This window comes from Rhodoferax sp. U2-2l (assembly GCF_020594515.1).
Taxonomy (GTDB): Bacteria; Pseudomonadota; Gammaproteobacteria; order Burkholderiales; family Burkholderiaceae_C; genus Rhodoferax.
In genome coordinates this window covers 154,686-181,619 of record NZ_JAJCTH010000005.1, presented here as the reverse complement: position 1 = coordinate 181,619, position 26,934 = coordinate 154,686, and the positions used below count along the sequence as shown (strand labels likewise).

Annotated in this window: 23 protein-coding genes; 6 read left to right on the top strand and 17 right to left on the bottom strand. The window is 58.9% G+C overall.

Annotated elements, in window-relative coordinates:
* Nucleotides 1-119: 119 nt before the first annotated feature.
* Genes LHU53_RS06695 through bchF form a run of 14 tightly spaced genes read right to left on the bottom strand, consistent with a single transcriptional unit; the run spans nt 120 to nt 16,667 of the window.
* Complete coding sequence (locus tag LHU53_RS06695; protein WP_227331531.1) at nt 120-1,172, bottom strand: phytoene/squalene synthase family protein; 1,053 nt, start codon at nt 1,170-1,172, stop codon at nt 120-122.
* On the bottom strand, nt 1,153-2,691 hold the full coding sequence (locus LHU53_RS06690; RefSeq protein ID WP_227331527.1) for a phytoene desaturase: 1,539 nt from the start codon (nt 2,689-2,691) through the stop codon (nt 1,153-1,155). The genes LHU53_RS06695 and LHU53_RS06690 overlap by 20 nt, the downstream gene beginning before the upstream one ends.
* Nucleotides 2,688-3,479, bottom strand: coding sequence for a putative photosynthetic complex assembly protein PuhE (gene puhE, locus LHU53_RS06685; RefSeq protein ID WP_227331526.1), 792 nt, complete (start codon nt 3,477-3,479; stop codon nt 2,688-2,690). Before puhE ends, LHU53_RS06690 begins: the two co-directional genes overlap by 4 nt.
* Nucleotides 3,476-4,555 carry a magnesium-protoporphyrin IX monomethyl ester (oxidative) cyclase gene (acsF, locus tag LHU53_RS06680; RefSeq protein ID WP_227331524.1) on the bottom strand — a complete coding sequence of 360 codons (1,080 nt, stop codon included), beginning with the start codon at nt 4,553-4,555 and terminating at the stop codon, nt 3,476-3,478. The genes puhE and acsF overlap by 4 nt, the downstream gene beginning before the upstream one ends.
* 18 nt (nt 4,556-4,573) lie before the next feature.
* Nucleotides 4,574-5,020 (bottom strand): photosynthetic complex assembly protein PuhC, encoded by a 447-nt coding sequence (puhC, locus tag LHU53_RS06675; protein WP_227331522.1) that lies wholly within the window; start codon nt 5,018-5,020, stop codon nt 4,574-4,576.
* Nucleotides 5,017-5,679: a photosynthetic complex putative assembly protein PuhB gene (puhB, locus tag LHU53_RS06670; RefSeq protein ID WP_227331520.1), complete on the bottom strand. Its 663-nt coding sequence runs from the start codon at nt 5,677-5,679 to the stop codon at nt 5,017-5,019. Before puhB ends, puhC begins: the two co-directional genes overlap by 4 nt.
* Nucleotides 5,676-6,437 carry a photosynthetic reaction center subunit H gene (puhA, locus tag LHU53_RS06665; protein WP_227331518.1) on the bottom strand — a complete coding sequence of 254 codons (762 nt, stop codon included), beginning with the start codon at nt 6,435-6,437 and terminating at the stop codon, nt 5,676-5,678. Before puhA ends, puhB begins: the two co-directional genes overlap by 4 nt.
* 20 nt (nt 6,438-6,457) lie before the next feature.
* Entirely contained in the window at nt 6,458-7,885 is a 1,428-nt protein-coding gene (locus LHU53_RS06660; RefSeq protein WP_227331517.1) for an MFS transporter, read from the bottom strand.
* Nucleotides 7,882-8,580 carry a magnesium protoporphyrin IX methyltransferase gene (gene bchM, locus LHU53_RS06655; protein WP_227331507.1) on the bottom strand — a complete coding sequence of 233 codons (699 nt, stop codon included), beginning with the start codon at nt 8,578-8,580 and terminating at the stop codon, nt 7,882-7,884. Before bchM ends, LHU53_RS06660 begins: the two co-directional genes overlap by 4 nt.
* Before the next feature lie 10 nt (nt 8,581-8,590).
* A complete protein-coding gene (gene bchL / locus LHU53_RS06650; RefSeq protein WP_227331505.1) occupies nt 8,591-9,505 on the bottom strand; it encodes a ferredoxin:protochlorophyllide reductase (ATP-dependent) iron-sulfur ATP-binding protein in 915 nt (304 codons plus the stop codon).
* Nucleotides 9,502-13,323 carry a magnesium chelatase subunit H gene (locus tag LHU53_RS06645; RefSeq protein ID WP_227331503.1) on the bottom strand — a complete coding sequence of 1,274 codons (3,822 nt, stop codon included), beginning with the start codon at nt 13,321-13,323 and terminating at the stop codon, nt 9,502-9,504. Before LHU53_RS06645 ends, bchL begins: the two co-directional genes overlap by 4 nt.
* Nucleotides 13,295-14,869 (bottom strand): ferredoxin:protochlorophyllide reductase (ATP-dependent) subunit B, encoded by a 1,575-nt coding sequence (bchB, locus tag LHU53_RS06640; RefSeq protein WP_227331502.1) that lies wholly within the window; start codon nt 14,867-14,869, stop codon nt 13,295-13,297. Before bchB ends, LHU53_RS06645 begins: the two co-directional genes overlap by 29 nt.
* An 11-nt stretch (nt 14,870-14,880) precedes the next feature.
* The gene (locus LHU53_RS06635; RefSeq protein WP_227331500.1) at nt 14,881-16,167 is read right to left on the bottom strand and encodes a ferredoxin:protochlorophyllide reductase (ATP-dependent) subunit N; all 1,287 of its coding nucleotides are present in this window, start codon (nt 16,165-16,167) and stop codon (nt 14,881-14,883) included.
* A complete protein-coding gene (gene bchF / locus LHU53_RS06630) occupies nt 16,164-16,667 on the bottom strand; it encodes a 2-vinyl bacteriochlorophyllide hydratase (RefSeq protein ID WP_227331498.1) in 504 nt (167 codons plus the stop codon). Before bchF ends, LHU53_RS06635 begins: the two co-directional genes overlap by 4 nt.
* 266 nt (nt 16,668-16,933) lie before the next feature.
* Here bchF and LHU53_RS06625 point away from each other — a divergent pair, with 266 nt between their 5' ends.
* The 6 genes from LHU53_RS06625 to LHU53_RS06600 all read left to right on the top strand — a co-directional run bounded on the left by LHU53_RS06625 (nt 16,934) and on the right by LHU53_RS06600 (nt 23,074).
* Nucleotides 16,934-17,647 (top strand): B12-binding domain-containing protein, encoded by a 714-nt coding sequence (locus LHU53_RS06625; protein ID WP_227331497.1) that lies wholly within the window; start codon nt 16,934-16,936, stop codon nt 17,645-17,647.
* Between the two features lie 42 nt (nt 17,648-17,689).
* Nucleotides 17,690-19,090 (top strand): transcriptional regulator PpsR, encoded by a 1,401-nt coding sequence (ppsR, locus tag LHU53_RS06620; protein WP_227331495.1) that lies wholly within the window; start codon nt 17,690-17,692, stop codon nt 19,088-19,090.
* A gap of 66 nt (nt 19,091-19,156) precedes the next feature.
* Nucleotides 19,157-20,044: a chlorophyll synthase ChlG gene (gene chlG / locus LHU53_RS06615; protein ID WP_227331493.1), complete on the top strand. Its 888-nt coding sequence runs from the start codon at nt 19,157-19,159 to the stop codon at nt 20,042-20,044.
* The gene (locus LHU53_RS06610; RefSeq protein WP_227331492.1) at nt 20,041-21,402 is read left to right on the top strand and encodes a BCD family MFS transporter; all 1,362 of its coding nucleotides are present in this window, start codon (nt 20,041-20,043) and stop codon (nt 21,400-21,402) included. Before chlG ends, LHU53_RS06610 begins: the two co-directional genes overlap by 4 nt.
* On the top strand, nt 21,399-22,592 hold the full coding sequence (locus LHU53_RS06605) for a geranylgeranyl diphosphate reductase (RefSeq protein ID WP_227331491.1): 1,194 nt from the start codon (nt 21,399-21,401) through the stop codon (nt 22,590-22,592). The genes LHU53_RS06610 and LHU53_RS06605 overlap by 4 nt, the downstream gene beginning before the upstream one ends.
* On the top strand, nt 22,589-23,074 hold the full coding sequence (locus LHU53_RS06600; RefSeq protein ID WP_227331490.1) for a TspO/MBR family protein: 486 nt from the start codon (nt 22,589-22,591) through the stop codon (nt 23,072-23,074). The genes LHU53_RS06605 and LHU53_RS06600 overlap by 4 nt, the downstream gene beginning before the upstream one ends.
* Here LHU53_RS06600 and bchO read toward each other — a convergent pair.
* The 3 genes from bchO to bchI are packed head-to-tail and all read right to left on the bottom strand — an operon-like array spanning nt 23,055 to nt 26,775.
* Nucleotides 23,055-23,954, bottom strand: coding sequence for an alpha/beta fold hydrolase BchO (gene bchO, locus LHU53_RS06595; protein WP_227331489.1), 900 nt, complete (start codon nt 23,952-23,954; stop codon nt 23,055-23,057). The two genes, LHU53_RS06600 and bchO, sit on opposite strands and share 20 nt — an antisense overlap.
* On the bottom strand, nt 23,954-25,756 hold the full coding sequence (locus LHU53_RS06590; RefSeq protein WP_227331488.1) for a magnesium chelatase subunit D: 1,803 nt from the start codon (nt 25,754-25,756) through the stop codon (nt 23,954-23,956). Before LHU53_RS06590 ends, bchO begins: the two co-directional genes overlap by 1 nt.
* Entirely contained in the window at nt 25,753-26,775 is a 1,023-nt protein-coding gene (gene bchI, locus LHU53_RS06585; protein ID WP_227331487.1) for a magnesium chelatase ATPase subunit I, read from the bottom strand. Before bchI ends, LHU53_RS06590 begins: the two co-directional genes overlap by 4 nt.
* Nucleotides 26,776-26,934 lie beyond the last annotated feature (159 nt).

Sequence of the window (26,934 nt, the reverse complement as noted above, 5' to 3'; positions counted from 1 at the left end):
AAGGAGAAACCATGAAAACAAGTACCATTTTGATCATTATGTACGTCGTATTCATCCTGTTCATGATCATGAACTGGATGAATCGTCCCGACGACAAAAAATAATCAAAATATATTCAATCAGGACGACTTGCGACCGATTTTTTCGTTCTCAAGTCGTTCCAGTAACCCGATGATGCGTTCGATACGCTGATTCATGGCACGGTTAGGGAAATAGTGTTTCTGACCATGTGCATTAAAGTTCAGTTGTTGGTCATCAACCAAGAAACTGATCGCCTCTAGAGGCAAGGGCTGGTTGGGCTTGGCGTAAACCCAACGTACTTGGGTCCAGGCTGCTGCCAGCAGCACCAATTTCCGAGTTGTGCTGACAACTGTTCGACGGGTAATCGAATCCAATCCTTCGCGCCGCAGCTGGGCGCCAATTTCTCCATAAATCGAACTTGCTGCAAAAATAGCTGCCCGGCAATCAGGCGGCAGCTCGGCGATACCTGACTGTGCCCTTTGGTATAAAACGTCAGCCTCGTCCAACAGTCGGGCAATTTGTGCTTTGACAATGTCGGTCGGTTGCGGATCATTCAGCCATTGTGCAACATCAATGTTGGCAGACGCCATCCATTCCAGGGGCAAGTAAATCCTGCCATTTCTCGCATCTTCGCCAACATCCCGGGCGATGTTGGTGAGCTGCATGGCCACACCCAATTCACATGCCCTTGCCAAGGTGAGGCTGGATTTCGCCCCCATGATCCAGCACATCATGGCGCCTACGGTACCGGCTACACGCGCTGCATAGGTCTGCAGGTCTTCCAGGGTTTGATAGCGGCGTCCAAGGGCGTCCCATTCGAAACCCTCCAGCAACGCATCCAGGAACAAGCGGGGCAACTGGTATTGCTGGACGACCAGCGACAGGGCTTGATCCTCGACGCAGTTGGATGGCGTACCTTGATAGATCATGTCCAGCCGATGCTTCAGCAGCGACAAGTTGGCATGCACATCGCCGCCCTGGTCCACCAAGTCATCGGCGACCCGACAAAATGCATACAAAGCCACGGATGCGGCACGCACCCGAAAGGGCAGCAATCGACTGGCGGCGAAAAACGTTTTCGAGCCGCCCTTCATCATGGCGATGCACGCCTTCAGATCACGGGCGTCGTAGTCAAGCGAAGCTGTTGGCATGAGGAACAACCTGTTCAAGCGCTTTGGCAGACATCAGCACACCGGGAACACCCGCGCCCGGATGCGTGCCGGCGCCGACCATAAACAAGCCTTTGATGTCTTCGCTGCGGTTGTGCGGTCGGAAATAGGCGCTTTGCAGCAGCAGCGGCTCCATGCCAAACCCGGCACCCTTGAAAGACAACAAGCGGTCGTGAAAGTCTTGCGGTGTGGTGAATTGCGATGTGACGATATGGGACTTCAGATCCGGCAACAAGGTTTCACTCAGGCGTTTCTCGATGCGCTGCCGGTAAAGTTCGCCCATGGCCTTCCAGTCGGTTCCGCTATCGAGATGGGGTACCGGTGACAACGCATAAAACGTATCGCATCCAGCTGGCGCCATCCCGGGATCACTGGCGGTTGGGCGGTGCAGGTACAGGCTGAAATCGTCGGCCAAGTGTTTCTTCTTGAAAATATCATCCAGCAGTTCCTGGTAACGCGGGCCGAGCACCATGGTGTGGTGAGGCACATCTTCATACCGTTTGTTGGTGCCGAAATACCAGACGAACAAACCCATGGAATATTTTTTGCCCTCGATGCGTTTGTCTGTCCAATGTGGACGGTGCTTGGCGTCAATCAGGTGGCGGTAAGTCCAGGCAGTGTCCCCATTGCTGACCACAATGTCGCTATCAATGCGCTCGCCGCTGGCCAGTTCCACGCCTGTGGCCCGACCTTGGTCAACCAAAATGCGGCGCACCTCGGCGTTGAGACGGATGGGCACTTGGCGGTGATTCAACAGGCTGACCAATCCCCGCACCACTGAACCCGTGCCGCCCATGGCCCAATGCACACCAAAGCGTCGCTCCAAGGCGTTGATGAGCGCATAAATGCCCGTGACGCTCAGCGGGTTGCCGCCGATCAGCAGCGACTGCAGCGTGAACGCGGCGCGCAGCTTGGGGTCTTTCATGTAACTCGACACCATCGCGTACATGCTGCGCCATCCGCGCAGGCGCAGCATATTGGGAATGGCGCGCAGCAAGTCCTTGGGGCTGTCGTACACGATGCTGCCAAGCTCCTGGAAACCCAGTTGATAACAAGCCTCGGCTTCTTTGATGAATGCCTCATAACCAGGCAGGTCAGACGGGCAGATTTTTTTGATCTGGTCCCGGTTGGCTTGCTGGTCGCTGCCATAGTCGAAGTGGCTGCCGTCGTCAAAGCGGATGCGATAAAACGGTGTGGTCGGAATCAGGGTGACATCGTCGGCCAAGCGCCGGCCGCACATGGTCCACAACTCCTCCAACATGTACGGCGCGGTGACGATGGTCGGCCCGGCGTCAAAAGTGAATCCGTCACGTCGCCAGACCGCGGCGCGTCCGCCCGCTTGATCCTGCTTTTCCAGGACCTGAACGCGATAACCTTTGCAACTCAGCCTCACTGCCGCTGCCAGGCCGCCAAAACCACTACCGATCACGATGGCGGTTGGCCGCTTATCGTGCGCTTCATGTTTTGCTGAAGCGATTTCTAGATTTGAAAATGCATTCATTTTGAGTCCAATGTTGCGTTGTCCAGCACAGTTTCATTTTTGGTGCGGAGTGCCCAACCCCATAACCGCTCAATGGGCCACGGCAGAACCATCATGGCGTGCTCCAGAATACCCAACCCGAGCAGCGTCGCCAGCAACACCCAACCGGTGGTGGCTTCGACCACGCCCAACTGCGCCTGGCCGATGATCCAAACCCAGACCGCCAGCGACGCGCCAAAAGAAATGACGAACCAAGGTGTTACGCCGTTCGTGGGGAAATAGCTGGCCAGGTACTTCAAATGTTTGGGAAGGTACTGTGCGCCGTTTCGTGGTACGCCAAAGTACAGATTGAGTTTGCCGCTGACCCGCATGCACCACAACAAGGCGAACGTGCACAGGGCCACATGGTTCGGCTGGTCCCGCTGCATCACCCACAGCGCGATGAAGTTGAAGATCAGCGCCAGTTCATGGTGCAGGATCACGTCCAGTGACTGTTTGAACCGCACAAAGCCAGTCACACCGGGCTGCAAGGCTGTTTTGCGAGGACCGGTGAGCCAGCCGGTCAAGAAGGCCAATTCATGCCAACCCCACATCACAATCACACTGCCAAAACCCAAATAGGCGTTGCTGACACTTGAGCTTTTCATGCTTTCAGCGACAGCCCAGAAACTGAGCAGCAGCAGAATGCTCCAGCCGCTCAGACTCCAGCGAAAGCTGCGGGGCGGGAGTCGGTCCAGCCACAAAATGATGCCGGTGCCAAACCACCAGCACAGGGCGGCGTAGCCAGCTGCCAAAACGGTGTCACTCACCACGCGGGTTCCATGCGCACATTGGCGGTCAGGGTCTGTTTCTTGACCGGCAGCACATAAAGGCGGGCAAAAACCACGGCGGCTTGGGTGACGAACCAGGCCTGTTTCAATTTGCCCAACACCCCGCCTTGCTGCTTGGCCAGGTCATTGTTCTTGGAGATGGCAAAGAGTTTTTCGAGTCCGGCCCTGAACTTCGGGTTGTCGGTGTCGAGCGCAATCGGGAACACCTGCTGCGTGATCTCCGTGGTGATGCGAAAAACGGTGAAGTCATAGGTGGCAGAGTCCAGCCCCATCGCTTCATGCAACATGGGCCGGGTGTGATCTCTGACAAACATGGTGGCGTAGACGGCCAGCAGAAAAAAGCGGATCCACAACAAATTGCCACCCCGCAGCAGGTGGGGGTTGGCGCGAAGGATCAGTGCAAACGACTCACCGTGGCGAAACTCATCGGTGCACCAGCGTTCAAACCAGCGAAAGATGGGGTGAAAACGTTTGTCGGGATGACGTTCAAGTTGGCGGTAAATGGTGATGTAACGCGCATAACCAATTTTCTCCGACAGGTACGTCGCGTACAGGATGTACTTGGGCTTGAAAAATGTGTAGGCCTTTTCGCGCTTGAGGTTGCCCAAATCGATGCCGAGGTCAAAGTCTTTCAACGACTGGTTGATGAAACCGGCATGGCGAGACTCATCGCGCGCCATGTAAGCCATCAACTGTTTCATGTCCGGGTTGGCAATGTTTTTGCGGATCTCGTTGTAAAGGATGCAGCCCGAAAACTCTGACGTCAGTGAACTCACCAGGAAGTCGATGAACTCCTGGCGCATTTCCTTGGACAGCAGCGGCATGCTTTTGGCAAATTCTTCGGCAAATGCCGCATCCCGCTGGAAGTGGTCGTGGTTGTTATCCCCCTCATACTCCTTCATCATGATGTCCCACTCCTTGCGCAGCGGCTCGATATTGATGCGGTCTATCGCGGCGAAATCCGTGGTGTAGAAACGGGGGCTGAGCATGCTGCTCTGAACCGCCTTGGCGTTGGCATCAGTTGATGTTTCAATGCTGTGCACGAGGGTATTCATGGTGAGTATCCTGGTTGGCTACTGAGGTTTGAAGTTGCGGAAGATGGCCGAATTGATCGGGCCGAAGGACGCCAGGTCAATCCGCTGCTGCGTACTCGGGTCCAGCAGCGTGAGCCGCCCATCGGTATGCTCAAGCACCAAAAAGGGTGCCTCACGGCCGATGCCGCGACGTTTTCTTTCACGCGCCAGTGCACGCAGGGTTCCCCGTAAAAAACCTTGCTCGCCTTCGAATCGCATCACTTCTTGGCGATTTGTAAAGTCAATGGCAGCAATTTGCCCATCCGGGGTGTCGACAAAAACCAGTTCGCGTTGCCATTGAATGGGTGCATCTTGCACCGTCCAGGCCAAGCCTTGGAATCGGACAAAAGCTACCGCCGCCAATATGAGCCCCAGAAACAGCAGCAAATAGCGGATGGGTACTCGGATAGGAGGTCTGGATGGACCGGTGGACAATGGTTGATTCATGCAGGCAGGCCCTGACCTGTCTGTCCTGATAGATCAACCGGGCGGGTGGGGTCCGTCGTAACTCTCTCGTCGGCATGATGCTGACTCCAGGCTGCCAGAAGTAGCTTGCCGACCGCGTCAACGTCCTTGATGCAACGTAAGGCTGGTTCGGGCTGGGTCAGCCGCCATGCCCGGGCATGTGGCCAAAGGTGCAGCCAGGCGATGCGGTCCGCCGGGTAGAGGCTCAGCGCAATGTCGCCCACCGCCCCGTTCATATTCTTGATGGAGGCCGCTGCAATTCTTTTGAAAGGCAAATTGAATGTCAGCGTGAGCACAATCCCAATGCGCATCACGAGCCGCTTGTCGGTGATGGTGTACATGGTTGTTTTGCACGACAACCAGGCCACGCCACTGAGCATGGCGATGGCAAGCAGGCCTGTCAGAAAACTCTTCACAATCGAGATCGTGATCTCGCGGCTGCTGGCATCGCTGTCCGTCAGGTAGGTGAGTTGAATCACCAGCATGATCAGGAAATAGACGGCGATCTTGCGCACATGAAACGCGTGAAGCGCCAGACGGAACCAGTCCGGCGCGCCTTGCCAAAGCAATTTTTCGCCCGCAGGCAGGGGTTCGGGCAGCCCGGGCGCTGCCTCAAACTCATGCTCGTGGGTGGCTTTCACAGCAATGGATCCAACCGGCTGGGGTGTGCGTACAGCAAACCGGCACCAAAATAACCCATGATTTTCTCTTCCTCAAGCAAGGTGATCTGCTCAGGCGACTTGGTCTTGGGCACGTTGTTGAACTGGTAGGACATCAAGGCGTTCACGTGAACACCGTGTTTGTTGATGCGCGCGAAATTCATCGGAATGAGGACGTGGGTACCAGAGTCTTTCAGAGCGACTTCGATGAAGCGGAAGATGGACTCTGACTGGTCAATCCACAAGTCGACCACCTGACCCGCACTCTCCTTGTCCGCACACAGCACCTGCATACCCCGTGGGTCAACGTTTTGTTTGGCCACGTTGTAGTCTTTGGCAACGCGCAAGGGGACAATTTTCGGATTGCCTTCGTAGGTCAGATCAGGCTCATCCGCGCGCATGGCCCAGGCGCCCGGTCCCACACCGGCCAGCAGCGGATCACCTTTGGGGACGATGTTGCCACCGCTCCAGGGATTGCCCGGTTCGAATGAATACTCGCCATCCGGACGGTCCGGGTTGGGTGCCACCATATCGGGGCCATGGCGCATCTTGTAGGTTTTGGGCTTCACCAACGGCCAGCCAGTGGTGTAGGGGCCATTGGGTCGACCGGGGTCCATCGGGTAGCCCTCCCGGTGTTGCTCACGCTGGAGGTAATAAACCACCCCTGCGAAAAAGGCCCAAAAAACGTAAAGCACAAGTTGTGCTGCGTCGAAAGACTGTGTGAAACCACCAAATTCCATGGTTAACTCCTTCAAAAAATCTACTGGATGACAGGGACAATCTGCCTGTGTTGGGCCACGTGCTTGCCATGTTTGACCAGCGGGCCAATGGCAATCAAGGTGACAAACAATAAAAACATCTCGACGTGGTAGACCACGCTATAACCAACGGAGGGCGCGGCAATGGCTGCGCCAAACGCGCCACTGGCCGTGAAGTGGGTGAACACATCACGCAAGGCACCGCCCAGGAACATGGCCAGGCCCGCGGCAGTTGATTGCACTGCACCCCAGGCGCCCAAGGCCAGACCGATGTACCCGCCGCCGTCCAGGCGCATCGCGGCAAACAGTGTGCCGACCGCAAACAAGCCGCCCCCCAAACCGATGCCCAACGCACCCACGCGAAATAGCCAGCCAGCCTCCAGGGGGGCCGAAAAAATGACCGCTGAAAAAGCGGGGAGTCCCAGAACCGTGCCCGCAGCCGCAAGCAACAACGGGTCCATGCCGCGGGCCAACTGGCGGCCCGCCAACAGAAAGCCCAACAGTGCACCGCCAGCCAACATGGCGGTCAGGGCGCTGGTGGCCCCCACGCTCAAGTGCAAAATCTCGCCGCCGTAGGGCTCAAGCACCACGTCCTGCATGTTGAAGGCCATCGTTCCCAGGCCCGTGGTCCACAAAAAACGGCGCGCATGGGGCAAGTTGATGAAGTTGGTCCAGACGGACTTGAACGATGGCTTGATGACTTGCTTGCGCGTGGCCGCACGCTGCGGGTTTCTGGGCTCTTGTTTCCACAGGGCGAAGGCATTCAGACACAACACCACCATGGCCGTCCCCTGCACAACCTGCACCAAGCGCTGAGCACTGAAATCTGCCAGCAAGACGCTAAAGACCAAGCTGCCGCTCACGGCGCCTGCGAGCAGCATGATGTACATCAAGGCCACCACCCTGGGCCGTGTTTCTTCGCTGGCCAGATCGGTGGCCAGTGCCAAACCAGCCGTCTGGGAGGTTTGCAACCCCGCACCGACCATCAAAAACGCCATGGCGGCAACGCCCTGCGCCAGCCAGGCGGGCAGGGGGGTCTGGCCCTGTCCGGACAGCGCCAGTAAAGCAAACGGCATGAAGGCCAGCCCAAGAAACTGCACCAGCGTGCCGCCCCACATGAAGGGCACACGTTTCCAGCCAAATGCTGACAGGTGGGTATCCGATTGATACCCCGTCACCGCCCGAAAAGGTGCCACCAGCAAGGGCAGCGCGAGCATCAGCGAGACCAGAGAAGCTGTCACACCCAATTCAACAATCATGACCCGGTTGAGCGTGCCAATCAGCAGGGCCGTGGTGATGCCCATCGTCACTTTGAACAGCGACAAACGCAAAAGGCGCGACAACGGCAAGCCGACACTGGCTACATCCGCGAACGGAAGCCATTGTGCCGGGATGCTTTGCGCTATCCTTTTGAACGTTGTTGCCTTCACGACCTTGTCCACTCCATCGCCTGCGATTGGTAAAAACCACTGGACACCCGGCGGGTACGGCCGGTGGACCAGTCTTTCAGCGCTTCGTTGGTTGCCATCAGGGAAGCAATTTTTTCTTCTGCCATCGGCTCAAGCCATGGCGCGCGGTTGCCGCGCGGAAAGATGCGCCCGACCGAGATCATAAAAGTCAAAAGTGGTGTGCGCGGCGCAAATGTAAAAAGAATCGAGCTGCTTGTGCGCTCAGCCAGTTTGGCCAAGGCATTCACCGCATCCTCGGTGCGGTAGTGAATGATGGAGTCCATCGCCACGGCGTGGTCAAAGTGACCCAGCGCGGGGTCGAGCATGTCACCACTGCGAAAGTCAATGCGGTGGGCCACATCTGTTGGCAGGCGGCTGCGCGCCAAATCGACCAACGTGGGCGACAGATCGATCGCGACCACCTCAGCGCCGCGGCGAGCAGCTTCAATGGCCAGGGCACCGGTGCCACAACCCGCATCCAGAATGCGTTTGCCATGCAGGTCGTCAGGCAACCACGACAGCAGCGTCGCGCGCATGTTGTCCCGACCGGCACGAACCGTTGCCCGCACACGTCCCAACGGTGCGTCAGACGTCAATTTTTCCCAGGCCGCGACGGCAGTGCGATCGAAATAAGTTTCGATCTGGCCGCGGCGTTCCTGATAAGTGCTTTCCTTCATGGGTTGGCCTTCAGTCAAAACCCAACAAGTCAAAAATATCGCGGTCTTTCATGGGAACCGCCGGCAAGGGGTCGGTGCCCAACCACAGCGTGGCGGCCAGGCGCATGTACTCGTCCTGGACCGCTTTGACCGCTGGCGTGGGCTCCAGCTCGAACAGGGTGGATTTGTTCAGGCGACTGCGACGAATTTCATCGAGGTTCGGGAAGTGGGCCATGGTTTTGAGGCCCACCACCGCATTGAACTTGTCGATCTGGTCGGTGGCGTCGCTGCGGTTGGCAATGACGCCACCCAGCCGGACGTTGTAATTTTTGGCTTTGGCACCAATGGCCTGAACGATGCGGTTCATCGCAAAGATGGAATCAAAGTCGTTGGCAGTGACGATCAGCGCCCGGTCGGCGTGCTGCAGCGGCGCGGCAAACCCGCCGCAGACCACGTCACCCAGCACATCAAAAATCACGACATCGGTGTCTTCCAGCAGATGGTGTTCCTTGAGCAGTTTCACGGTTTGACCGACCACATAACCGCCACAGCCGGTACCAGCGGGCGGACCGCCAGCCTCCACGCACATGACGCCGTTGTAGCCGCGGTAGACAAAGTCTTCGATCCGCAACTCCTCCGCATGGAAGTTGACGGCCTCCAGCGCGTCAATGACCGTCGGCATCAGTTTTTTGGTCAGGGTGAAGGTGGAGTCGTGCTTCGGGTCGCAGCCGATTTGCAGCACACGTTTGCCCATCTTGCTGAACGCCACGGACAGATTGGATGACGTGGTGCTTTTGCCAATGCCACCTTTGCCGTAGACCGCAAATACCTTGGCGGTGCCAATCTTGACGGCGGGGTCGAGCTGCACCTGCACACTCCCTTCGCCATCCGTTGGACGACTGCCACGCCGTATCGCAGACACGGGTACCGAGGCGGTTTCATTCATGCAGGAACTCCTTCGTAAACACCTTCAAGTCGATCTTCCAGTTCTTCACCCGCCAGACGCAGCGCATCCATGGTCTCGGCACTGGGTTGCCAATATTGTCGACGCGAGGCCTCCAGCAACCGGTTGGCAAACTTGGTCGACGCCACCGGATTGAGCTGAGCGAGACGTTCGCGCATCTCCGGATCAAGAATAAATGTCTGGGCCAGTTGCTGGTACACCCAGGGCTGCACCTGGCCGGTGGTGGCCGACCAGCCCATGGTGTTGGTGAGATGGGCCTCAATCTGGCGCACACCTTCGTAGCCATGCTGCAGCATGCTTTCATGCCACTTGGGGTTCAACATGCGGGTGCGGGTTTCCAGGGACACCTGCTCCGTCAGTGAACGGACAACACCGTCGCCCTGGGTCTGGTCACCAATGTAGACCGGCGGCGCGCTGGCCTGACTGCCTTCAATCTTGTGTTTGGCTTGCAGCACCGCACGGCTGACACCGCCCAGCGTGTCAAAGTAGGTGTCGATGCTGGTCACGCCCAACTCGACCGAATCCAGGTTCTGGTAGGTCAGGGACACGCTGGCCAGGGTGCTTTGCAGCACGGCGTTGTTGCGCACGGGGCGTCCCTCGCGCCCATAGGCAAAGCCTTTGCGCTGGGTGAAACAGTTGCCCAGTTCGTCTTCGTCCTGCCAGACACTGCAGTCGACCAGTTGGTTGACATTGGCCCCATAAGCGCCTTCTGCGTTGCCAAAGACGCGCAAGGATGCAGCTTCCATGTCGCCCCCATGTTCAGCCATGAAGGCCAGGGCGTGTTTGCGCACAAAGTTTTGCGACTCCGGCTCGTCGGCGCTGGCGGCCAGGAAGGAAGCCTCGGCCAGCAGACGGATCTGCATCGGCAGCAGGTCGCGGAAAATGCCCGACAAGGTGATGACCACGTCAATGCGCGGGCGACCCAGCTCCTGCAAAGGCATCAGTGACGCACCGGCCAGGCGGCCATAGGTGTCGAACCTCGGCATGGCCCCCATCAAGGCCAGCGCCTGTGCCAACGGGCCGCCTTCGGACTTCAGGTTGTCGGTGCCCCACAGCACCATGGCGACGGTTTCAGGGAACTTGCCACCGTCTTTCATGAAACGGGCAATGAGTTTGTCGCTCTGGCGCTGGCCGTCTTTCACGGCAAACGCCGAGGGAATGTGGAAGGGGTCAATGCCATGCAGGTTGCGCCCGGTCGGCAAAACCTTGGGGTTTCTCAACAGGTCACCACCTGGCGCAGGGGCAATGTAGCGCGCGTCCAGCGCCTTGATCAGCCCCTCCATCTCGCTGTCTTGGCCCAACAGGAAGTTGGTCGACACCAGTTGTTTCAAGGACTCCAGTTGTGCGGTGTTCAAATCCTTGGCCAAAGGCATCAAGGCTTTTTCAGACGCACCATCCACCAGGCTTTCCATCAACGCCGGGTTGTCAATGTCCATGGCCTGAGCCAAGGCGTTCAGGGTGGTCAGCCGTTGTTCACGGGTTGGCGCGCGGCCAATCACGTGCAATCCTTCGGGGATGAGGGCGTATTCCATCTCCAGAATTTGCGCCTGCAGTGCATCGATCCAGGGCACGTGGGTGTCGCTGGCATGGGCCTGGATGGTTTCGGGCGTCAAAGCGGGGACATTCAGGTCCAAGGCCACCGCCTGTTCATGCAGCATGCAGGCCAGTTCCGGGCGCTCGGTGTCGGCACCCGGCTCCAGGGCGCGCCAGCGCTCCAGAGATTGCTTCAGTTCAATCAGCCCTTTGTACAAACCAGCTTGTGCCAGGGTGGGTGTCAGGTAGCTGATCAAGGTGGCAGCGGCACGCCGCTTGGCCAACACGCCTTCTGACGGGTTGTTGGCGGCGTACAGGTAGACATTGGGCAGCGCGCCGATCATGCGTTCCGGCCAGCAGTTGCCCGACATGCCCGCCTGTTTGCCAGGCATGAACTCCAGGGCGCCATGGGTGCCAAAGTGCAGCACACAGTCGGCGTTGAATTCCTGGCGCAGGTACCTGTAGAACGCACTGAACGCATGGGTTGGCGCCAAGCCGGACTCAAACAACAGGCGCATCGGGTCGCCTTCGTAACCGAAGCCGGGCTGCAGCGCCACCAGCACCTCGCCAAACTGCGCGCCCAGCACAAAAATGTTTTGACCGTTGGTCAAATGTTTGCCTGGTGCCGGGCCCCATTGCGCTTCGATCTCATTGAGCCACTGCTCCTGCTGCACGTGCTGCTCGGTCGGAATCAAGGCGTGGACGTTCGCTTCGGTGCCGTATTGGGCGGCATTGCCCTTCAATACCGCGTCCCGCAAGGCGTCCACGCTGGCTGGCACGTTCACCCGATAGCCTTGTTTGGCCAACGAGGTCAAGGTGTTGAACAGGGACTCAAAGACCGACAAAAACGCCGCCGTTCCGACCGCGCCTGCGTTGGGCGGGAAGTTGAACAAAACGATGGCAATTTTGCGGTTTTCACGTTTCGTGCGGCGCAGCGCCACCAATTTGGACACCCGGGTTGCCAGCATCTCGATGCGCTCAACGCAGGCAAACATGTCCTCGGTTTTGTTTTGGTCGGTGAATTTGCACAGCCGCCCACAACCCGCGCAAATGGCGCCGTCGGCGCCGGGGCGACCGCCATAAATCATGGGAACGGTTGAACCGTCCAGCTCGGGAATAGCCACCATGATGGTGCTTTCCACGGGCAGCAGGCCCCTGTTGGAACCGCCCCACTGGTCAAGCGTTTGGAACTCAAGCGGATGCGCCGCCAGGTAGGGGACATCGAGGCTGGACAAGATGGACTCGGCCGCTTTGGAGTCGTTGTAGGCCGGCCCGCCCACCAGAGAAAAACCTGTCAGTGACACCAGCGCATCAATGCTGACTTTGCCAGAGGATTTGAAATATTTCTCGATCGCTGGTCGCGCATCCAGACCGCTGGCAAAAGCCGGTATCACGCGCAAACCTTTGGCTTCCAGCGACTGGATGACCGCGTCGTAGTGGGCCGCGTTGCCTGCCAGCAGGTAGGAGCGCAACAAAAGCAAGCCCACCGTGGGCTGTTGTTTGGCGCCGCTGGGCAAATCTGCCAACTGGTCGGACAGTTGCATCTTCATGCGGGGGTGGTAGATACCGACGTCTGGATACTCCAGTGGGTCTTGCGGGTGAGCGAGATCGCGCAAACCCTGACGTGGCCCGCTGGCGTAGCGTTTGATGAGCATCTGCACCATGTTGCTCACGTTCTGTTCCGAGCCGGCCAGCCAATAACGCATGGTCAGGAAAAAGACCCGCACGTCCTGTGCCGTGCCCGGGATGAACCTGAGCAACTTGGGCAACCTGCGCAACATGGCCATCTGCTTGGCCCCGGCATCGCTGCTGGACTCCTCTTTCTTGAAGCCTTCTTTGGGCGTCGGGCGCAATTTTTTGAGCAACCCGACCAGGCCGCCCGATTGCCCCCCCATCGTGAACTTGCCCATGCGGGTCAGTTGCATCACCGGAGGCGCGGACATGATGCACACCATGGCATCACATTGGTCACGGCGCGCCTTGAGGGCCTCCATCACGGGCAAATAGTGGTCTTCCATGAACAACATGGTGACGATCACCAGGTCGGCATTTTTGACATCGGCGATGCTGCTGGCCAGCGCGTCGTTGTTGTCGCGCCAGGACGCCGCGCTGTGAATCTTGAAGGCCAGCCCTGGAATAGTTTTCCGAAGTGTCTTGGAAGATCGTTCAGCGGCGCTGGCCAAATGGTTGTCCATGGTCAGCAAGACCACCTTGATCGGCGTCGGCAACGCCGCCGGATCAGCGGCTGAAGTGTGCTTTGGCGTCATATAGCGTCTCCACGGTGATGGTGCTCACGCCCTGCTCAATGGCAAAGCGTTCTGTGTTTCTGCGGGCTTTGCCGCGAACAAAAAACGGGATCTTTCCAAGTTCCTTTTCAGCGTCGGCGCTCCAGGAGGTGGTGGTGATGGGCGCAGCGCTTGGGTTGGGCACCACGATCGGGGCAACTTCTGCTTTGACGGGTGCCAGGCTCTCCAAGGGTTGACTGCGAACCGACCCCAGATGGGACGGGGCAGCGCCTTCGTGAAACTCAAAGTCATCACGGAACATGCCGAGCAAATGCTCCTCCAGTCCCATCATCAGCGGGTAGACCCACGTGTCGAACAACACATTGGCGCCTTCAAAACCCATCTGGGGCGCGTAACGGGCCGGATAGTCCTGAATATGCACCGGCGCGGAGATCACCGCACACGGAATGCCCAACCGCTTGGCGATGTGGCGCTCCATCTGGGTGCCCAAAATGAGTTCCGGATGCAGGTTTTTGATTTGCTCTTCGACCAACAGGTAGTCATCGGTGATCAGAGGCTCAACCTGGTACTTTTTGGCCGCATCGCGGACCTCCCGGGCGAATTCACGGCTGTAGGTACCGATACCGACAACCTCAAAGCCCATTTCGTCCGCTGCAAAACGTGCCGCCGCCACCACATGTGACGCATCACCAAACAGGAAAACACGTTTGCCAGTCAGGTAGGTGGAGTCAACTGACCTGGAGAACCAGACCGAACGGGCATTTTTTTCAAGGTCAGGTGGCACAACAACGCCTGCCAGCGCTGCCACTTCCTGAATGAACTCTCGGGTGGCCGCTACACCGATGGGCATCACACGGGTAAACGGTTGGTTGAATTGACGTTGCAGCCACTGCGCCGTTGTGTTGGCCACTTCGGGATACAGGACCACGTTGAAGTCGGCCTGCGCCAGATTCTGAAGGTCTTGAACCGACGCGTTCAATGGCGCGACCACCGCGACGTCGATGCCGAGGCTCTGCAACAGTTGGGTAATTTCGCGCACGTCGTCGCGGTGCCTGAACCCCAAGGCGGTCGGCCCCAAAATGTTGCAGCAGGGTTTGCGTGCTTCCGATGAAACGGCTGCCACAGGTGCCTTGACCAGACGTCTGACCAACTGATAAAAAGTTTCCGCCGCGCCCCAATTTTCTTTGCGCTGGTAGGAAGGCAACTCCAGCGGTATCACGGGCACCGGCAGATTCAGCGCCTGCGCCAGCCCGCCCGGATCGTCCTGAATCAATTCAGCGGTACAGGATGACCCCACCAGGACCGCCTTGGGCTGGAAGCGCTCGAACGCGCTGGACACGGCGTCTTTGAAAAGCTGCGCCGTGTCACCCCCCAGATCCCTGGCCTGGAAAGTGGTGTAGGTCACCGGGGGGCGTCTGGGCAGGCGCTCGATCATGGTGAACAACAAGTCCGCGTAGGTGTCCCCTTGCGGCGCATGCAGAACATAGTGAACATCGGTCATCGCCGTGGCGACCCGCATGGCGCCCACATGGGGTGGGCCTTCGTAAGTCCAGAGGGTGAGTTGCATGTGGGTGAAACTTAAGCAACAAGTTTTTGTTTGCGCAACAAAGGACGGCTGAACAAGCCAGCCAGGTCTCCCGCTTGTTCGTAGCCCTGGATCGGCGTGAACACCAACTCTATGGACCATTTGGTGGTGAAACCACGCGCTTCCAGCGGGTTGGCCAACCCGAGGCCGCAGACGATCAGGTCAGGCTGATCAGCCTCACAACGGTCCAGTTGCAGTTCCAGCGATTGGCCTTCACTCAAGCGGGTGCTGCTGGGTAGTTGCGCCAGTTCAGGCGCCATGATCTGACGATGCAGGTAAGGGGTGCCGACCTCCAGCAAGTGCATCTGTAGCTCGTGGTAGACAAATCGTGCCAAGGGAATTTCAAGCTGCGAATCCGGCAGGAAAGTGATGCTTTTGCCCTTCAACTGGGCTTGATGACGTGCCACGGACTGCTGTGCGCGCTGGCGTGGCGCTTGCGTCACCTCGTCAAACCGACGGTCATCAATACCAAATGCCTTGGCAGCCACCTTCAGCCACTGGGTAGTGCCTTCCGCACCGAGCGGGAAGGCTGCACTGAGGCGTTGGACACCCCTGGTCTCCAGCTGTTTGGCGGTGTCCGCCAGAAATGGCTGCGCCAGCAAACAAACGGTTTCCGGTCCGATGGCGGGCAGATTGGTGCTTTTACGAGGTGGAAAAAAGTCGAAGCGCTCAATGCCCATTTTGCGAAGCAAGGCGCCGAGCTGGTCTTCCACCACGTCGGCCAGTGTGCCCACAATCAACAGGTGTTTGCCGCTGTCGGCTCTGGGTGGCAGGGTTGGCACCATCGCGGCCAGGCAAGCATCCTCGCCTTGGGTGAAGGTGGTCTCAATGCCGCTTCCGGAATAACTCAGAACCCGGGTATGCGGGAGGTGCTGACGACTCAATCTCTCGGCCGCGCGTGACAAGTCAAGTTTGATCACTTCAGACGGGCAGGAGCCGACCAAGAACAGCAGCTTGATGTCCTGGCGGCGAGCCAGCAACTCAGATACCACACGATCCAACTCGTCATTGGCGTCTGCAATACCCGCTAGGTCTCGCTCGTCGATGATGGCTGTGCCAAAACGCGGTTCGGCAAAGATCATTACACCTGCCGCTGATTGAATCAGATGGGCGCAAGTGCGCGAGCCAACGACCAGAAAAAACGCATCCTGGATCTTGCGGTGCAGCCAGATGATGCCGGTCAGGCCGCAAAAAACCTCGCGTTGTCCTTTCTCCGACAGGACCGGCGCGTTGCCGCAGCCGAGGGCGTCGTCACGATGGATGGGAATCACGGCACTCACGCGGCACTCCCTGTCTGGGCGTGGGGCCGAGCGGCGTCGCCAGAATTCTTTCGAACACCTTCTGCTTGCAAGCGGGCAGCCCGAAGTTTTAACAAGAATTGCCCCGCATTGATACAGTACGCCGCATAGGCCGCAATGGCCAGCCAGAGCTGTTGCACAGGGGGCAGTGCCCCGGTCCACCAGACATATAAATAAGCGGTGTGCAACGCCAGCACCAGCATGCTGAAGACATCTTCCCAGTAAAAGGCAGGGGCAAACAGGTACTGACCAAACACCACTTTTTCCCAAATGCAGCCGGTCAACATGATGATGTAGAGGGCCATCGTCTTGACGACCACCGACACCAGTGCTGCAGACTCACCTTCTCCCGTCGTGAGGCAGCGAATGACCAGACCCAGGCTGATCAAAAAAATCAAAAATTGCAAAGGCGCCAGAATGCCTTGCACCAACGTCCAAACTGACTCGTCCCGACGACGTTTCTGTTCTGGGCTGTACAACATGCGAGGGCTGGAAACTGAATTTGACATGTGGGATGTGGGGGAACTTCAGGGTTTCACTGTAGCTGTTGGCAGCGAAAGTGTCAACATAACTTGACGTATTATTTTTTTTACATTGACGGGGTTTATCGGTAAAATTGTCCCAAGCAAACAGTTGCAACTCTCAAGTTGAGACAGCTGACAAGGCGACTAGTGCGAAATTCTGCGCCGACCACTTCTCAGGGCAAGTCAGTTGTGGTTCTTGTGCGGACCAGTTTCAACAGGAACATATGTCTTCAATGCGGGCTCGTTCAGACCTTGGTGTCTTCGAAATCTCCCAAGTTGAGGCCTTGGCTGAAGCCTGTTTGCACCAGTGTGCAGATGCTGTGTCCTTGGTTCAATCGTGGTGCAGTGCGGGTGTTGATCTTGAAGATGTCTACTTGAACGGGTTGGCGCCAACGGCGCGCCTGCTTGGCGATTGGTGGACGTCTGACCGAATCGACTTTGCGCAGGTGACCATGAGTATTCACTGTTTGCAGCAAATTCTGTATCAGTTCAGCCCTCAATTTTTGAGTCAAACCCAACGCAAGACCAATGGCTATCGGGCGATCTTTTTTTCGACGCCTCATTCGCAACACAGCTTTGGTGCCGTGATGTTGACCGAGTTTTTCAGGCGCAGTGGCTGGGACGTGATGAGCATGACCATCCACTCTGATGCTGATGTTTTGGAAGAGTTGTCACGGCATCGGGTCGATATTGCAGGGTTCTCCATTTGCTCTGACCGAGGTGTGGAGGCGCTTCGGCAGTTGATTGATGAGGCCCGTCAGGCTTCGCTCAATCCCAAAATGCAGTTCATGGTGGGCGGTCCCATGGTGGCGCTGGATCGCGACCTGCTTGCCACCTTGGGTGCCGATTTATTGGGTGGTGATGCGCGTGAGTCTGAAAAACTTGCCTACCAGCAGGTCAGAAAGGTGCATATGGCCAATCCGACGCACTATCCTTGACACCTTCTGGATCGACGAACACAACTTAATTGATATGGTGCAATGAAGCTCGGTAACCTGACAGAAGATGCCTTTGCGCGGCTCGTCCGAGCAGCATTCGATATTGCTCTTCTCCTGGACAACGACGGTGTCATAGAAGACGTTTCTGCTCGCAAGGCAGATGTGCTTGCTTTGGATTGCCAGACTTGGGTCGGTCGCACCTGGCTGAGCACAGTGACCAGTGAGAGCCGCGTCAAGGTTCAAGAAATGCTGGCCGCTTCGCAAGGTGCTGACGAGGATTTGCGCTGGCGTCAGGTCAACCATGCGATGAGCAAAGGGTCAGACCTGCCGGTGCAGTATGCGGTCCTGAAACTGGACGACCAAGGCAGATTTTTGGCGCTGGGTCGGGACATGGAGTCGATCGCGGCACTCCAAAGACGTCTGATTGAAACGCAGCAGTCCATCGAGCGGGACTATTTGCGTTTGCGTCACATCGAGACCAAATACCGTATCTTGTTTGAAACGGGTAACGAAGCGGTTTTGCTGGTGGATGGGCTGAGTTTTCGCGTCCTTGATGCCAATTCAAGCGCGCAAGTTTTCGTCAAGGACAATCATAAAAAACTGGTGGGTCGTGATGTCACCGAGTGTTTCGAGCCCGCTTACCGCGACGAGATTCAGTCACTGTTGCGCATGGCGCATGCGACCGGTCGCATTGAAATGTGTCGTGCGAGATTTGTGGGTGCCAGCGGTGATTGCACGGTTTCGGCATCGGTGTTCCGGCAAGAGAGTGGGCCCCACTTCCTGGTGCGTTTGCTGCCACACGGGATCGTGGCCAGGCCAGCCTCGGCAGCCGATCAACAATTGCTATTCAGTGAGGCGCTGGAGCATTCGCCCGACGGCTTTGTCTCAACGGACCGTGCAGGCGTCATCAAGTCTGCCAACGCCGAATTGATGACCATGCTGGGGGTGACGGCGCTGTCGCAGCTTTACGGTCAGCCTTTGGAAAACTGGCTGGTTCGCGGTGGCGTTGATTGGGGCGTGTTGTTGACCAATTTGCGCTCCCAAACGGTCGTCAAAGATTTTGCAACCGAATTGAGGGTGATGGCGGGCTCAACCATAGCGGTCGAGATTTCGGCACTGACACTCAACACCGACCAGGCGTACTACGCCTTCTATATCCGGGATGTGGAGCGTACCCGCGCGACAGAGACGCCGGTCGCGGGCGCAAGCATGGTGAGCTCAGTGGCCGAACTCTCCAAACTGGTGGGGCGTATGCCGATGCGGGACATTGTGGGCGAAACCGTCGACATGATCGAGAAGATGTGTATTCAGTCTGCTCTCGAGCTGACCCGGAACAACCGCGCCTCTGCGGCGGAAATGCTGGGCCTGTCCCGGCAAAGTCTGTACGTCAAACTGCGCCGCTTCGAGATGGTGAGTGACATGGAAGTCAGCAGCATCCATTGACAAATAATTCACGCCAAAGTGTAAGTATTAATTGACACCTTTTGGCGGGTCAGTCAAAATCGCGAGATGGCTCGCCCCTCGATTTCCACAGTTGCCGAACTGCTCAAACCGATCACCTGGTTCCCGCCGATGTGGGCCTTCACCTGTGGTGTGGTGGCCTCCGCGCAGAGCTTCAGCGCCAATTGGTTGCTGATTTTCCTCGGCTTGGTCCTGACCGGTCCGCTGGTGTGTGCCAGCAGCCAGGCGGTCAACGACTGGTTCGATCGCCATGTCGATGCCATCAATGAGCCGAATCGCCCCATCCCCTCCGGCCGCATGCCCGGACGGTGGGGTTTTTACATCGCGGTTTTGTGGAGTGTTTTGTCGCTGGTCTGGGCTTGGGGCTTGGGTACCTGGGGTTTCTGGGCCTGCGCGCTGGGTTTGGTGCTGGCCTGGGCCTACAGTGCGCCGCCATTGCGCTTGAAGCTCAATGGCTGGTGGGGCAACACCGCGTGTGCCTTGAGTTATGAGGGTTTGGCATGGGTGACCGGTGGCGCTGTGATGCTGGGTGGCGCATTGCCGCATGGCGAGTCGCTGTTATTGGCCTTGCTTTACAGCATTGGCGCGCACGGCATCATGACACTCAATGATTTCAAGGCCATCGAAGGTGACAAGCAGATGGGTGTGCGCTCCTTGCCTGTTCAATTGGGGCCGCTGGGGGCAGCCAAGGCCGCGTGCGTCATCATGCTGGTTCCCCAATTTGTCGTGATTGGGTTTTTGCTGTTTTGGGCACAACCCTGGCACGCTGCTGGCGTTTTGGCACTGGTGCTGGCGCAACTGCCGTTGATGCTGACGTTCATCCGTCAGCCTATTGAAAAAGCGCTGATGCTCAGTGCATTTGGCGTGCCGCTGTACGTCTCGGGCATGATGGTCAGTGCGTGGGCGCTGCACTTTCTTCACCAGGTGTTGCCATGAGCTCTGTGCGGGTTTTTGGTTGGCTGGATGTGATGCGTCTGGGGTTGGTGCAGGCGTGTATGGGTGCGGTGGTGGTGGTGACGACCTCGACACTCAACCGCATCATGGTGGTGGAGCTGGCCTTGCCGGCGCTGTTGCCTGGGTTGCTGGTGGCCTTGCATTACTTGGTGCAGATGGTGCGGCCCCGTATGGGGTTTGGTGCCGATCAGGGTCGGCGCTGCTCACCCTGGATGCTGGGCGGTGTGATTGTGCTGGCGGCAGGCGGTTTGCTGGCCTCCGTGGCGACTGTGTTGATGCAAACCGCCTTCGGTTGGGGGCTGGGGTTGTGCATCCTGGCGTTCACGATGATTGGTCTGGGCGTGAGTGCTTGTGGTACGTCCTTGCTGGTGCTGATGGCCAAACGTGTGCCTGACAGTCGGCGCGCACCTGCAGCAACCCTGGTCTGGATGATGATGATCCTGGGGTTTGCCATGACGGCGGTGACCGTCGGCAAATTGATCGATCCTTACACACCAGCGCAATTGATCCGCGTCACGGCAGGTTTGGCTGTGCTGGTGATTGGTGTTGCCGCCCTGAGTTTGTGGGGGCTGGAAGGGCAAGACACCCGCAGTGTAAAAGACGTACCTGCGGGTGAATCTCCGCAAATTCGATCTGCCAGCAAGTTCAAGGAAACGCTGATTCAGGTTTGGCGCGAACGCCAGGCCCGGACCTTCACCATCTTTGTTTTTCTGTCGATGCTGGCCTACAGCGCCCAGGATCTGATTCTCGAACCCTTCGCGGGTGACGTGTTTGGCATGAGTCCGGGCCAGACCACGCAACTGGCGGGTTTGCAGCACGGTGCCGTGTTGGCGGGCATGTTGTGGGTGGCTTTGGTGGGCTGGGAGCGGGTGAAAGGGCGTCTGGGCAGCGTGCAAAGCTGGATGGTCTGGGGCTGTTTGGTCTCGGCGCTTGCGATGGTCGGTTTGTCCATGGCGGGTGTTCAAGGGCAAAACTGGCCCTTGAAAGCCAACATCGTGCTGCTGGGTGTCGCCAACGGTGCCTTTTCCATTGCCGCGATCGCCACCATGATGCGCCTGTCAACCCAAGGCGAGCAGGGCCACGAAGGCACACGTATGGGCCTGTGGGGCGCGGCGCAGGCGATTGCCTTTGGCTTGGGTGGCATCCTGGGCACCGCTGCCAGTGACATTGCGCACTGGCTGGTGGCGTCCAGTGGCCTGGCCTATTCCACAGTGTTTGGTTTTGAGGCGGTGATGTTTGCGTTGTCGGCGTGGTGCGCCATTTTGGTGAATCGCAACGGTGTCGTGGCTGAACAGGCCCCGGTCTATTTTTCAACGGAGTTGCAGAGGGCGCAGTCATGAATACTAGCCAATATGATGTCGTGGTGGTGGGGGGCGGGCCCTCCGGCGCAACGGCTGCCGATGATTTGGCACGTCAGGGTTTGTCGGTGTTGTTGATGGACCGGCAAGGCCGCACCAAACCCTGCGGTGGTGCGATTCCGCCGCGTCTGATCAAGGATTTCGAGATTCCGGACCACTTGTTGGTGGCCAAGGTGCGATGCGCGCGCATGATTTCACCCAAAGACAACCGGGTCGACATCCACATCGAAAACGGTTTTGTGGCCATGGTCAACCGAGACAGTTTTGATGAATGGCTGCGGGAGCGCGCCCGGTCCCACGGCGCCACCCGCCTGCGTGTGGTGTACGAAAAAATCACCCGCGATCCGGATGGCGTGGCGCGTGTGCACTTCAACCCGGTGCTGGCCCAAGGCGTGGGTGAGCCTGAAAGCGTTCGTGCCCGCATGATCGTGGCGGCCGATGGCGCCCGCTCTGAAATCGCCCGCCAGCATATCGAAGGGGCTGAAAAAACCAAGTATGTGTTTGCCTACCATGAGATTGTTCGCGCCCCGGTGGACGATCCGACGCACGATCCGTACCGCTGTGATGTGTATTACCAAGGGCCGATTTCCCCCGATTTTTATGGCTGGGTGTTCCCGCATGGTGACACCATGAGTGTTGGCACGGGCAGTGCGGACAAAGGTTTTTCATTACGCGGGTCGGTTGGCAAACTGCGCGCCATTGCGGGTTTGAGTGAGGTGGAAACCCTGCGCCGTGAAGGCGCGCCGATTCCGCTCAAACCCCTGCCGCGCTGGGAAAATGGTCGTGACATCGTGCTGACCGGCGACGCAGCGGGTGTGGTGGCACCGGCTTCGGGTGAAGGCATCTACTACGCCATGGCCTGCGGACGCATGGTGGCAGAGGCGGTTCAAAACGCCCTCAAGACCGGTGACGCCACCTGCCTGAAACAGGCGCGCAAACAGTTTCTCAAAGAACATGGCCGGGTCTTCTGGATCCTCGGCTTGCTGCAATACTTCTGGTACCAGAACGACAAACGCCGTGAGCGCTTCGTCAAGGTGTGTGAAGACCCGGATGTGCAGCGCCTGACCTTTGAGTCGTACATGAACAAAAAACTGGTGCGCAAGAAACCGATGGCGCATATCCGCATCTTCTTCAAAGACCTGGCGCACCTGCTGGGCTTTGCCCGGGTGTGAGGCGTTTTGGGGGTTGGCAAACCCTGATCATTGCCTTTGTTTTCAGCTTTGGCGTGGCCGGTGTCGGTTCGTGGTTGACCGAGCTCGGCCCCTGGTATTTTTCGTTGAAGCAGCCGTCCTGGAAGCCACCGGACGCTGCGTTTGGCATCATCTGGACGACCATTTTCACCTTGCTGGTTTTCAGCGGCTCACTCGCCTGGACGGCGGCGCCCACACCCGCTCGCAAGCGTTTTGTGCTGGTGCTGTTTGTCATCAACGCCCTGGTCAACATGTTGTGGAGCGCGCTTTACTTTGGCCTGCATCGGCCTGATTGGGCCATGGTGGAGTGGGTTGCCCTGTGGCTGTCGGTGTTTTCGCTGGTGTGGTTTTTGTGGCGCGAGTCGCGCTGGGCGTCGATCCTGACGCTGCCGTATTTGATCTGGGTGAGCGCGGCTGGTTACCTGAACTGGACCACCATCGTGCTCAACGGCCCGTTTGCCTGATCCATTCCAGGATTTGCTGACCCACGGCGGCGGGGGCTTCTTCATGCGCCAAGTGGCCCAAGCTGGCAAACGTTTGGCTGATGGTGTCGGGCATCAACTTCATTGTTTTGGCGGCCAGACTGAGCGGAATGGTCTGGTCATTTCCCCCGATCAGCATGAACACCGGTCCCTTCAGGCCCGGCAGTTGCTGTGACAGTTTGTTGAGCCGCCAGGCGGCCATCATCGCCAGCACGCCCCTGACATGGGAGGGCGTTTGCAGCAAGCGCTGGTAATAACTCAGGGCGGCCTCGTCAAGTTGTGAGCCCGTGCTTTGCATCAAGTTGCGGACCACCGACGGCTTGGCCGCCTGTTTGGCAAACAACACACCTGACAGCGGGTTGAACGCCAACAACTTGGCTGCGGGCGGAAACAGCCAACTGGCCAGCCCCGGCAGCGGCAACCAAGCCGGATTGAGGCCGATCAAGGGCGTGTCTGATCCCTTGGTGTGGTGGAGGATTAGTTGGGCGCCGACCGCCGCCCCCGCGGAGTGGCCGATGATGACGCTGGGCTGCACCGCCAGGTGTGCCAGCAGCGCCGCCAAGCCTGCGGCCATGTGGTCGAGTGAGTTGCTTTTCCTGGTGTTCCAGTAGCTGAAGGCATGGCCGGGCAGGTCCGGACAAATCACCGTATGGTCCTGGGCTAGCGGCATCACCAGATCACGCCAGGAATGGGTTGACGCGCCGGTGCCGTGTAACAGCAGCAGCACCGGGCCCTGGCCAAACGTCTGCACATGCCAGGTCTGGCCATGTACCGTGACAAAACGGCTGTGTTCGGCGTGGGGCCAACTCTTCCGGTTGGCCTCCCAATCCATCGGCGGGTAGAGGGCGTCCAACAGCGCCATCAGGGTTTGCGTAGTTGCGCGCTGAGGTCCTGCACCACGGTGGCCATGCGCTGCGCCTGCACATACGGCATCGGAAAATAGTTGGCACCCATCAAATTGGCCAAGTTCTGCGCTTGCGGCTCGGGCTGTGGCGCGGTGTCGATCCACAGCGACGGGTAACCGGTCAGGCGCCACTGCTGCGCCCAGGCCTGGGCATCTTCCCGTGCCTGCGCCCGGCCACCGGTGCCTGCCAGACTGACGTTGGCGCGACCATCACTCAGGATCACCAGCATCGGTGTGGAGCCCGCACGATACAGCATCTGCGCCTGGAGCAATGCCGCCTGGATGCCGCTGGCCAAGGGCGTGCCGCCGCCGCCGGGCAAGCCGCTCAAAGCGCGTTTGGCCCGCACCAAAGAACGTGTCGGGGGCAACAAGACCTGGGCGGCAGCCAGCCTAAAGCCAATCACACAGACGCTGTCGCGCCGGGCGTACGACTGCTCCAGCAGCAACTCGACCGCGCCTTTGGCCTCAGCCAGCCGGTGTTGCGCAGCCGAGCCGGAGGCGTCCAGCGCAAAGATCAGGCAAGACGGCGTTTGCTGCGCATAACGCTGCACGTGAAAGTCGTCGCTGCGGATCACCACCCGCCCGGAGCCCGGGGCGTTTTGGCGCAGCCGCTGTTTGGGGGCGGCATTCATCAGCGTGGCCAGCACATGCAAACGCGCGCCAGCGCTGGGCTTGCCGGGGCGCGGCGTCAAGGGGCGACCGCGCAGTTTGTTGGTTTTGGCCTGGCCGCTGTTGCCCAGCCCGTGTGCCGCCTTGGTGCTGGCTTTGCCCATCAACAATCGGTCCAGCAGTTTGGGTGGCAGGCTGGCGATGGCGGCGGCCAGCAGCACGTCTTCAAGTGCCTCCTGGGGTGGCTCGGGCTTCTGGTCGTCTTCTGGCGGCGGCTCGGGCGGCTCGTTCTCCGGCTCCTGCTCGGGTGGCGGTTCTTGAGGTTCTTCGGGCGGTGGGGGCTCCTGCTGCTCGTCTTGCGGCTGGGCAGGCATGCGCGTCGCGCGTGGGCCCAGCACCAGACGGGCCGCCAACTGCAGGTCGCTGGGCTCTACCGCGTCACGGCCTTCCAGCGCGGCGCAGACGCAGGCCAGACGCAGCGCCATCAGCGGCGGGCGCAGGCTGTCCACACCCAACGCCAGCGCAGTCTGGCACAGGGCTTCCACCTGCTCGTGGCTGGTCTCCATGCGTTGAAGCAACGCGATGGCTTCCTGCAACTCGGCCTGGCCCAAGGCTTCCAGCGTGTTGTCACTTTGGGCCATGGAGACGTCGCGCAAGTCCAGCCACAGCCCTAGCCGCTCGGTCAACCCCTGCGCAGCACACGCCTCGTCTTCTTCCGACTCGTCCAGCGCAATCACCGAAAACTGCGCGGGGCTGGTGATGTGGGCGTGGGTGGCGTGCACCTGTCCGTTGTCTTGCGCCTGGGCGATGTGTGCCGACACCTTGGACGGCAGGCGCTCGGCCATCGGCAGTACAATCACGCCGCCGTGCGCTTGCGCCAACAGCCCCGGTTGGTGAATGACCTGGCCGGCTTGCAGCGTGGCTGCCAGGTCCAAACCGCCCAGTAGGCGCTCGTCATCCACCTGGCCCGGTACCCGAAAAGTCTTCAGCTTGGCGTCTTTCAGCAGCTGCAGCCAGGTGTCACGCACCGGCCCGTGGGAGGCACGCAACCAGATGCCGCCCAGCCGCACCGGGTCGACTTGCAGTGCCATCAGGGCCAACTGCGCGTCCTGCCAAGCCTGGCTCGCTGGCGACAGGCCGGGGGTGTTCATGCAGGCAAAACCTCTTCCATGGCGCGCTGCACACGGACGCCCGAGCCGGTGTCGTCCAGCGGGTTGCGGCGCAACCGATGCCGCAGCGCCAGTGGGGCAATGGCGCGCAAATGTTTTAGCTCGGCCACCGTGTCGCCCTGCAGGGCAGCGTAGGCGCGGGTGGCGCGCAGCAGGGTGAGTTCAGCGCGCAGACCGTCGGTGCCGAGCTTGTGGCACAAGGTGGCGCATTGCAGCAGCAGATCGTCCGACACCTGCAGGTCATGGATCAATTTTTTGGCACGCACAATGCGCTGGCGCAGCTTGGTGTTGGCGGCTTCCCATTCGGCGCGGAACGCCGTTGGATTGCGCTCAAAGGCGTCCCGGCGGCGTACCACCTGCACCCGCATGTCGAGGTCTTGCGGCGTGCGCACCTCGACCGACAGGCCAAAACGGTCCAGCAACTGGGGGCGCAATTCACCTTCTTCCGGGTTGCCGCTACCGACTAGAACGAACCGCGCCGGGTGTCGCACGCTCAGCCCTTCGCGTTCGACCAGGTTTTCACCCGAGGCGGCCACGTCGATCAGCAAGTCCACGATGTGGTCTTCCAGCAAATTGACTTCGTCGATGTACAAAAAGCCGCGGTTGGCTTGCGCCAGCAGGCCGGGTGCAAACTTCTTGATGCCTTGCGACAAGGCTTTTTCCAGGTCCAGCGCGCCCACCACGCGGTCTTCGGTGGCGCCCAGCGGCAAATCCACCACCGGCACAGCGCGCATTTCGGTTTTGAGCTTGTGGGTTTCTTGGTGGGTCTGGCACGGTTCACAGAATGAACTGCCCGCCGGGTCACAACCATAGGCGCAGTCCTTGACCACCTTGATCGGGGGCAACAGGTCCGCCAGCGCACGCACGGCGGTCGATTTGCCGGTGCCGCGGTCACCCAGCACCAACACGCCGCCAATGGTGGGGTCCACCGCCAGCATCTGGATGGCCAGGCGCATTTCTTCTTGTCCGACGATTGCTGCAAAAGGGAAAGTTAGTGCCATGAGATGTCCAAATTTGAAACTTTAGTCTGCCTCACCATCAACCCTCAATCATATGTCAAGCTGGATTGACACCTGATACTTTTTGCCGACCAAGGTGCGGCCAACTGTCATGCTGGCCATGTCACCCCGACGGATTCAAGCAGCTTGTTCTGGCGTGCC

Bases quoted from the DNA above. Each gene is read 5' to 3' on its own strand.
- LHU53_RS06695 (WP_227331531.1), bottom strand. From the start codon at position 1,172: ATGCCAACAGCTTCGCTTGACTACGACGCCCGTGATCTGAAGGCGTGC.
- LHU53_RS06690 (WP_227331527.1), bottom strand. From the start codon at position 2,691: ATGAATGCATTTTCAAATCTAGAAATCGCTTCAGCAAAACATGAAGCG.
- acsF (WP_227331524.1), bottom strand. From the start codon at position 4,555: ATGAATACCCTCGTGCACAGCATTGAAACATCAACTGATGCCAACGCC.
- puhC (WP_227331522.1), bottom strand. From the start codon at position 5,020: ATGAATCAACCATTGTCCACCGGTCCATCCAGACCTCCTATCCGAGTA.
- puhA (WP_227331518.1), bottom strand. From the start codon at position 6,437: ATGGAATTTGGTGGTTTCACACAGTCTTTCGACGCAGCACAACTTGTG.
- bchM (WP_227331507.1), bottom strand. From the start codon at position 8,580: ATGAAGGAAAGCACTTATCAGGAACGCCGCGGCCAGATCGAAACTTAT.
- bchL (WP_227331505.1), bottom strand. From the start codon at position 9,505: ATGAATGAAACCGCCTCGGTACCCGTGTCTGCGATACGGCGTGGCAGT.
- LHU53_RS06645 (WP_227331503.1), bottom strand. From the start codon at position 13,323: ATGACGCCAAAGCACACTTCAGCCGCTGATCCGGCGGCGTTGCCGACG.
- bchB (WP_227331502.1), bottom strand. From the start codon at position 14,869: ATGCAACTCACCCTCTGGACTTACGAAGGCCCACCCCATGTGGGCGCC.
- bchF (WP_227331498.1), bottom strand. From the start codon at position 16,667: ATGTTGTACAGCCCAGAACAGAAACGTCGTCGGGACGAGTCAGTTTGG.
- LHU53_RS06625 (WP_227331497.1), top strand. From the start codon at position 16,934: ATGTCTTCAATGCGGGCTCGTTCAGACCTTGGTGTCTTCGAAATCTCC.
- ppsR (WP_227331495.1), top strand. From the start codon at position 17,690: ATGAAGCTCGGTAACCTGACAGAAGATGCCTTTGCGCGGCTCGTCCGA.
- chlG (WP_227331493.1), top strand. From the start codon at position 19,157: ATGGCTCGCCCCTCGATTTCCACAGTTGCCGAACTGCTCAAACCGATC.
- LHU53_RS06610 (WP_227331492.1), top strand. From the start codon at position 20,041: ATGAGCTCTGTGCGGGTTTTTGGTTGGCTGGATGTGATGCGTCTGGGG.
- LHU53_RS06605 (WP_227331491.1), top strand. From the start codon at position 21,399: ATGAATACTAGCCAATATGATGTCGTGGTGGTGGGGGGCGGGCCCTCC.
- bchO (WP_227331489.1), bottom strand. From the start codon at position 23,954: ATGGCGCTGTTGGACGCCCTCTACCCGCCGATGGATTGGGAGGCCAAC.
- LHU53_RS06590 (WP_227331488.1), bottom strand. From the start codon at position 25,756: ATGAACACCCCCGGCCTGTCGCCAGCGAGCCAGGCTTGGCAGGACGCG.
- bchI (WP_227331487.1), bottom strand. From the start codon at position 26,775: ATGGCACTAACTTTCCCTTTTGCAGCAATCGTCGGACAAGAAGAAATG.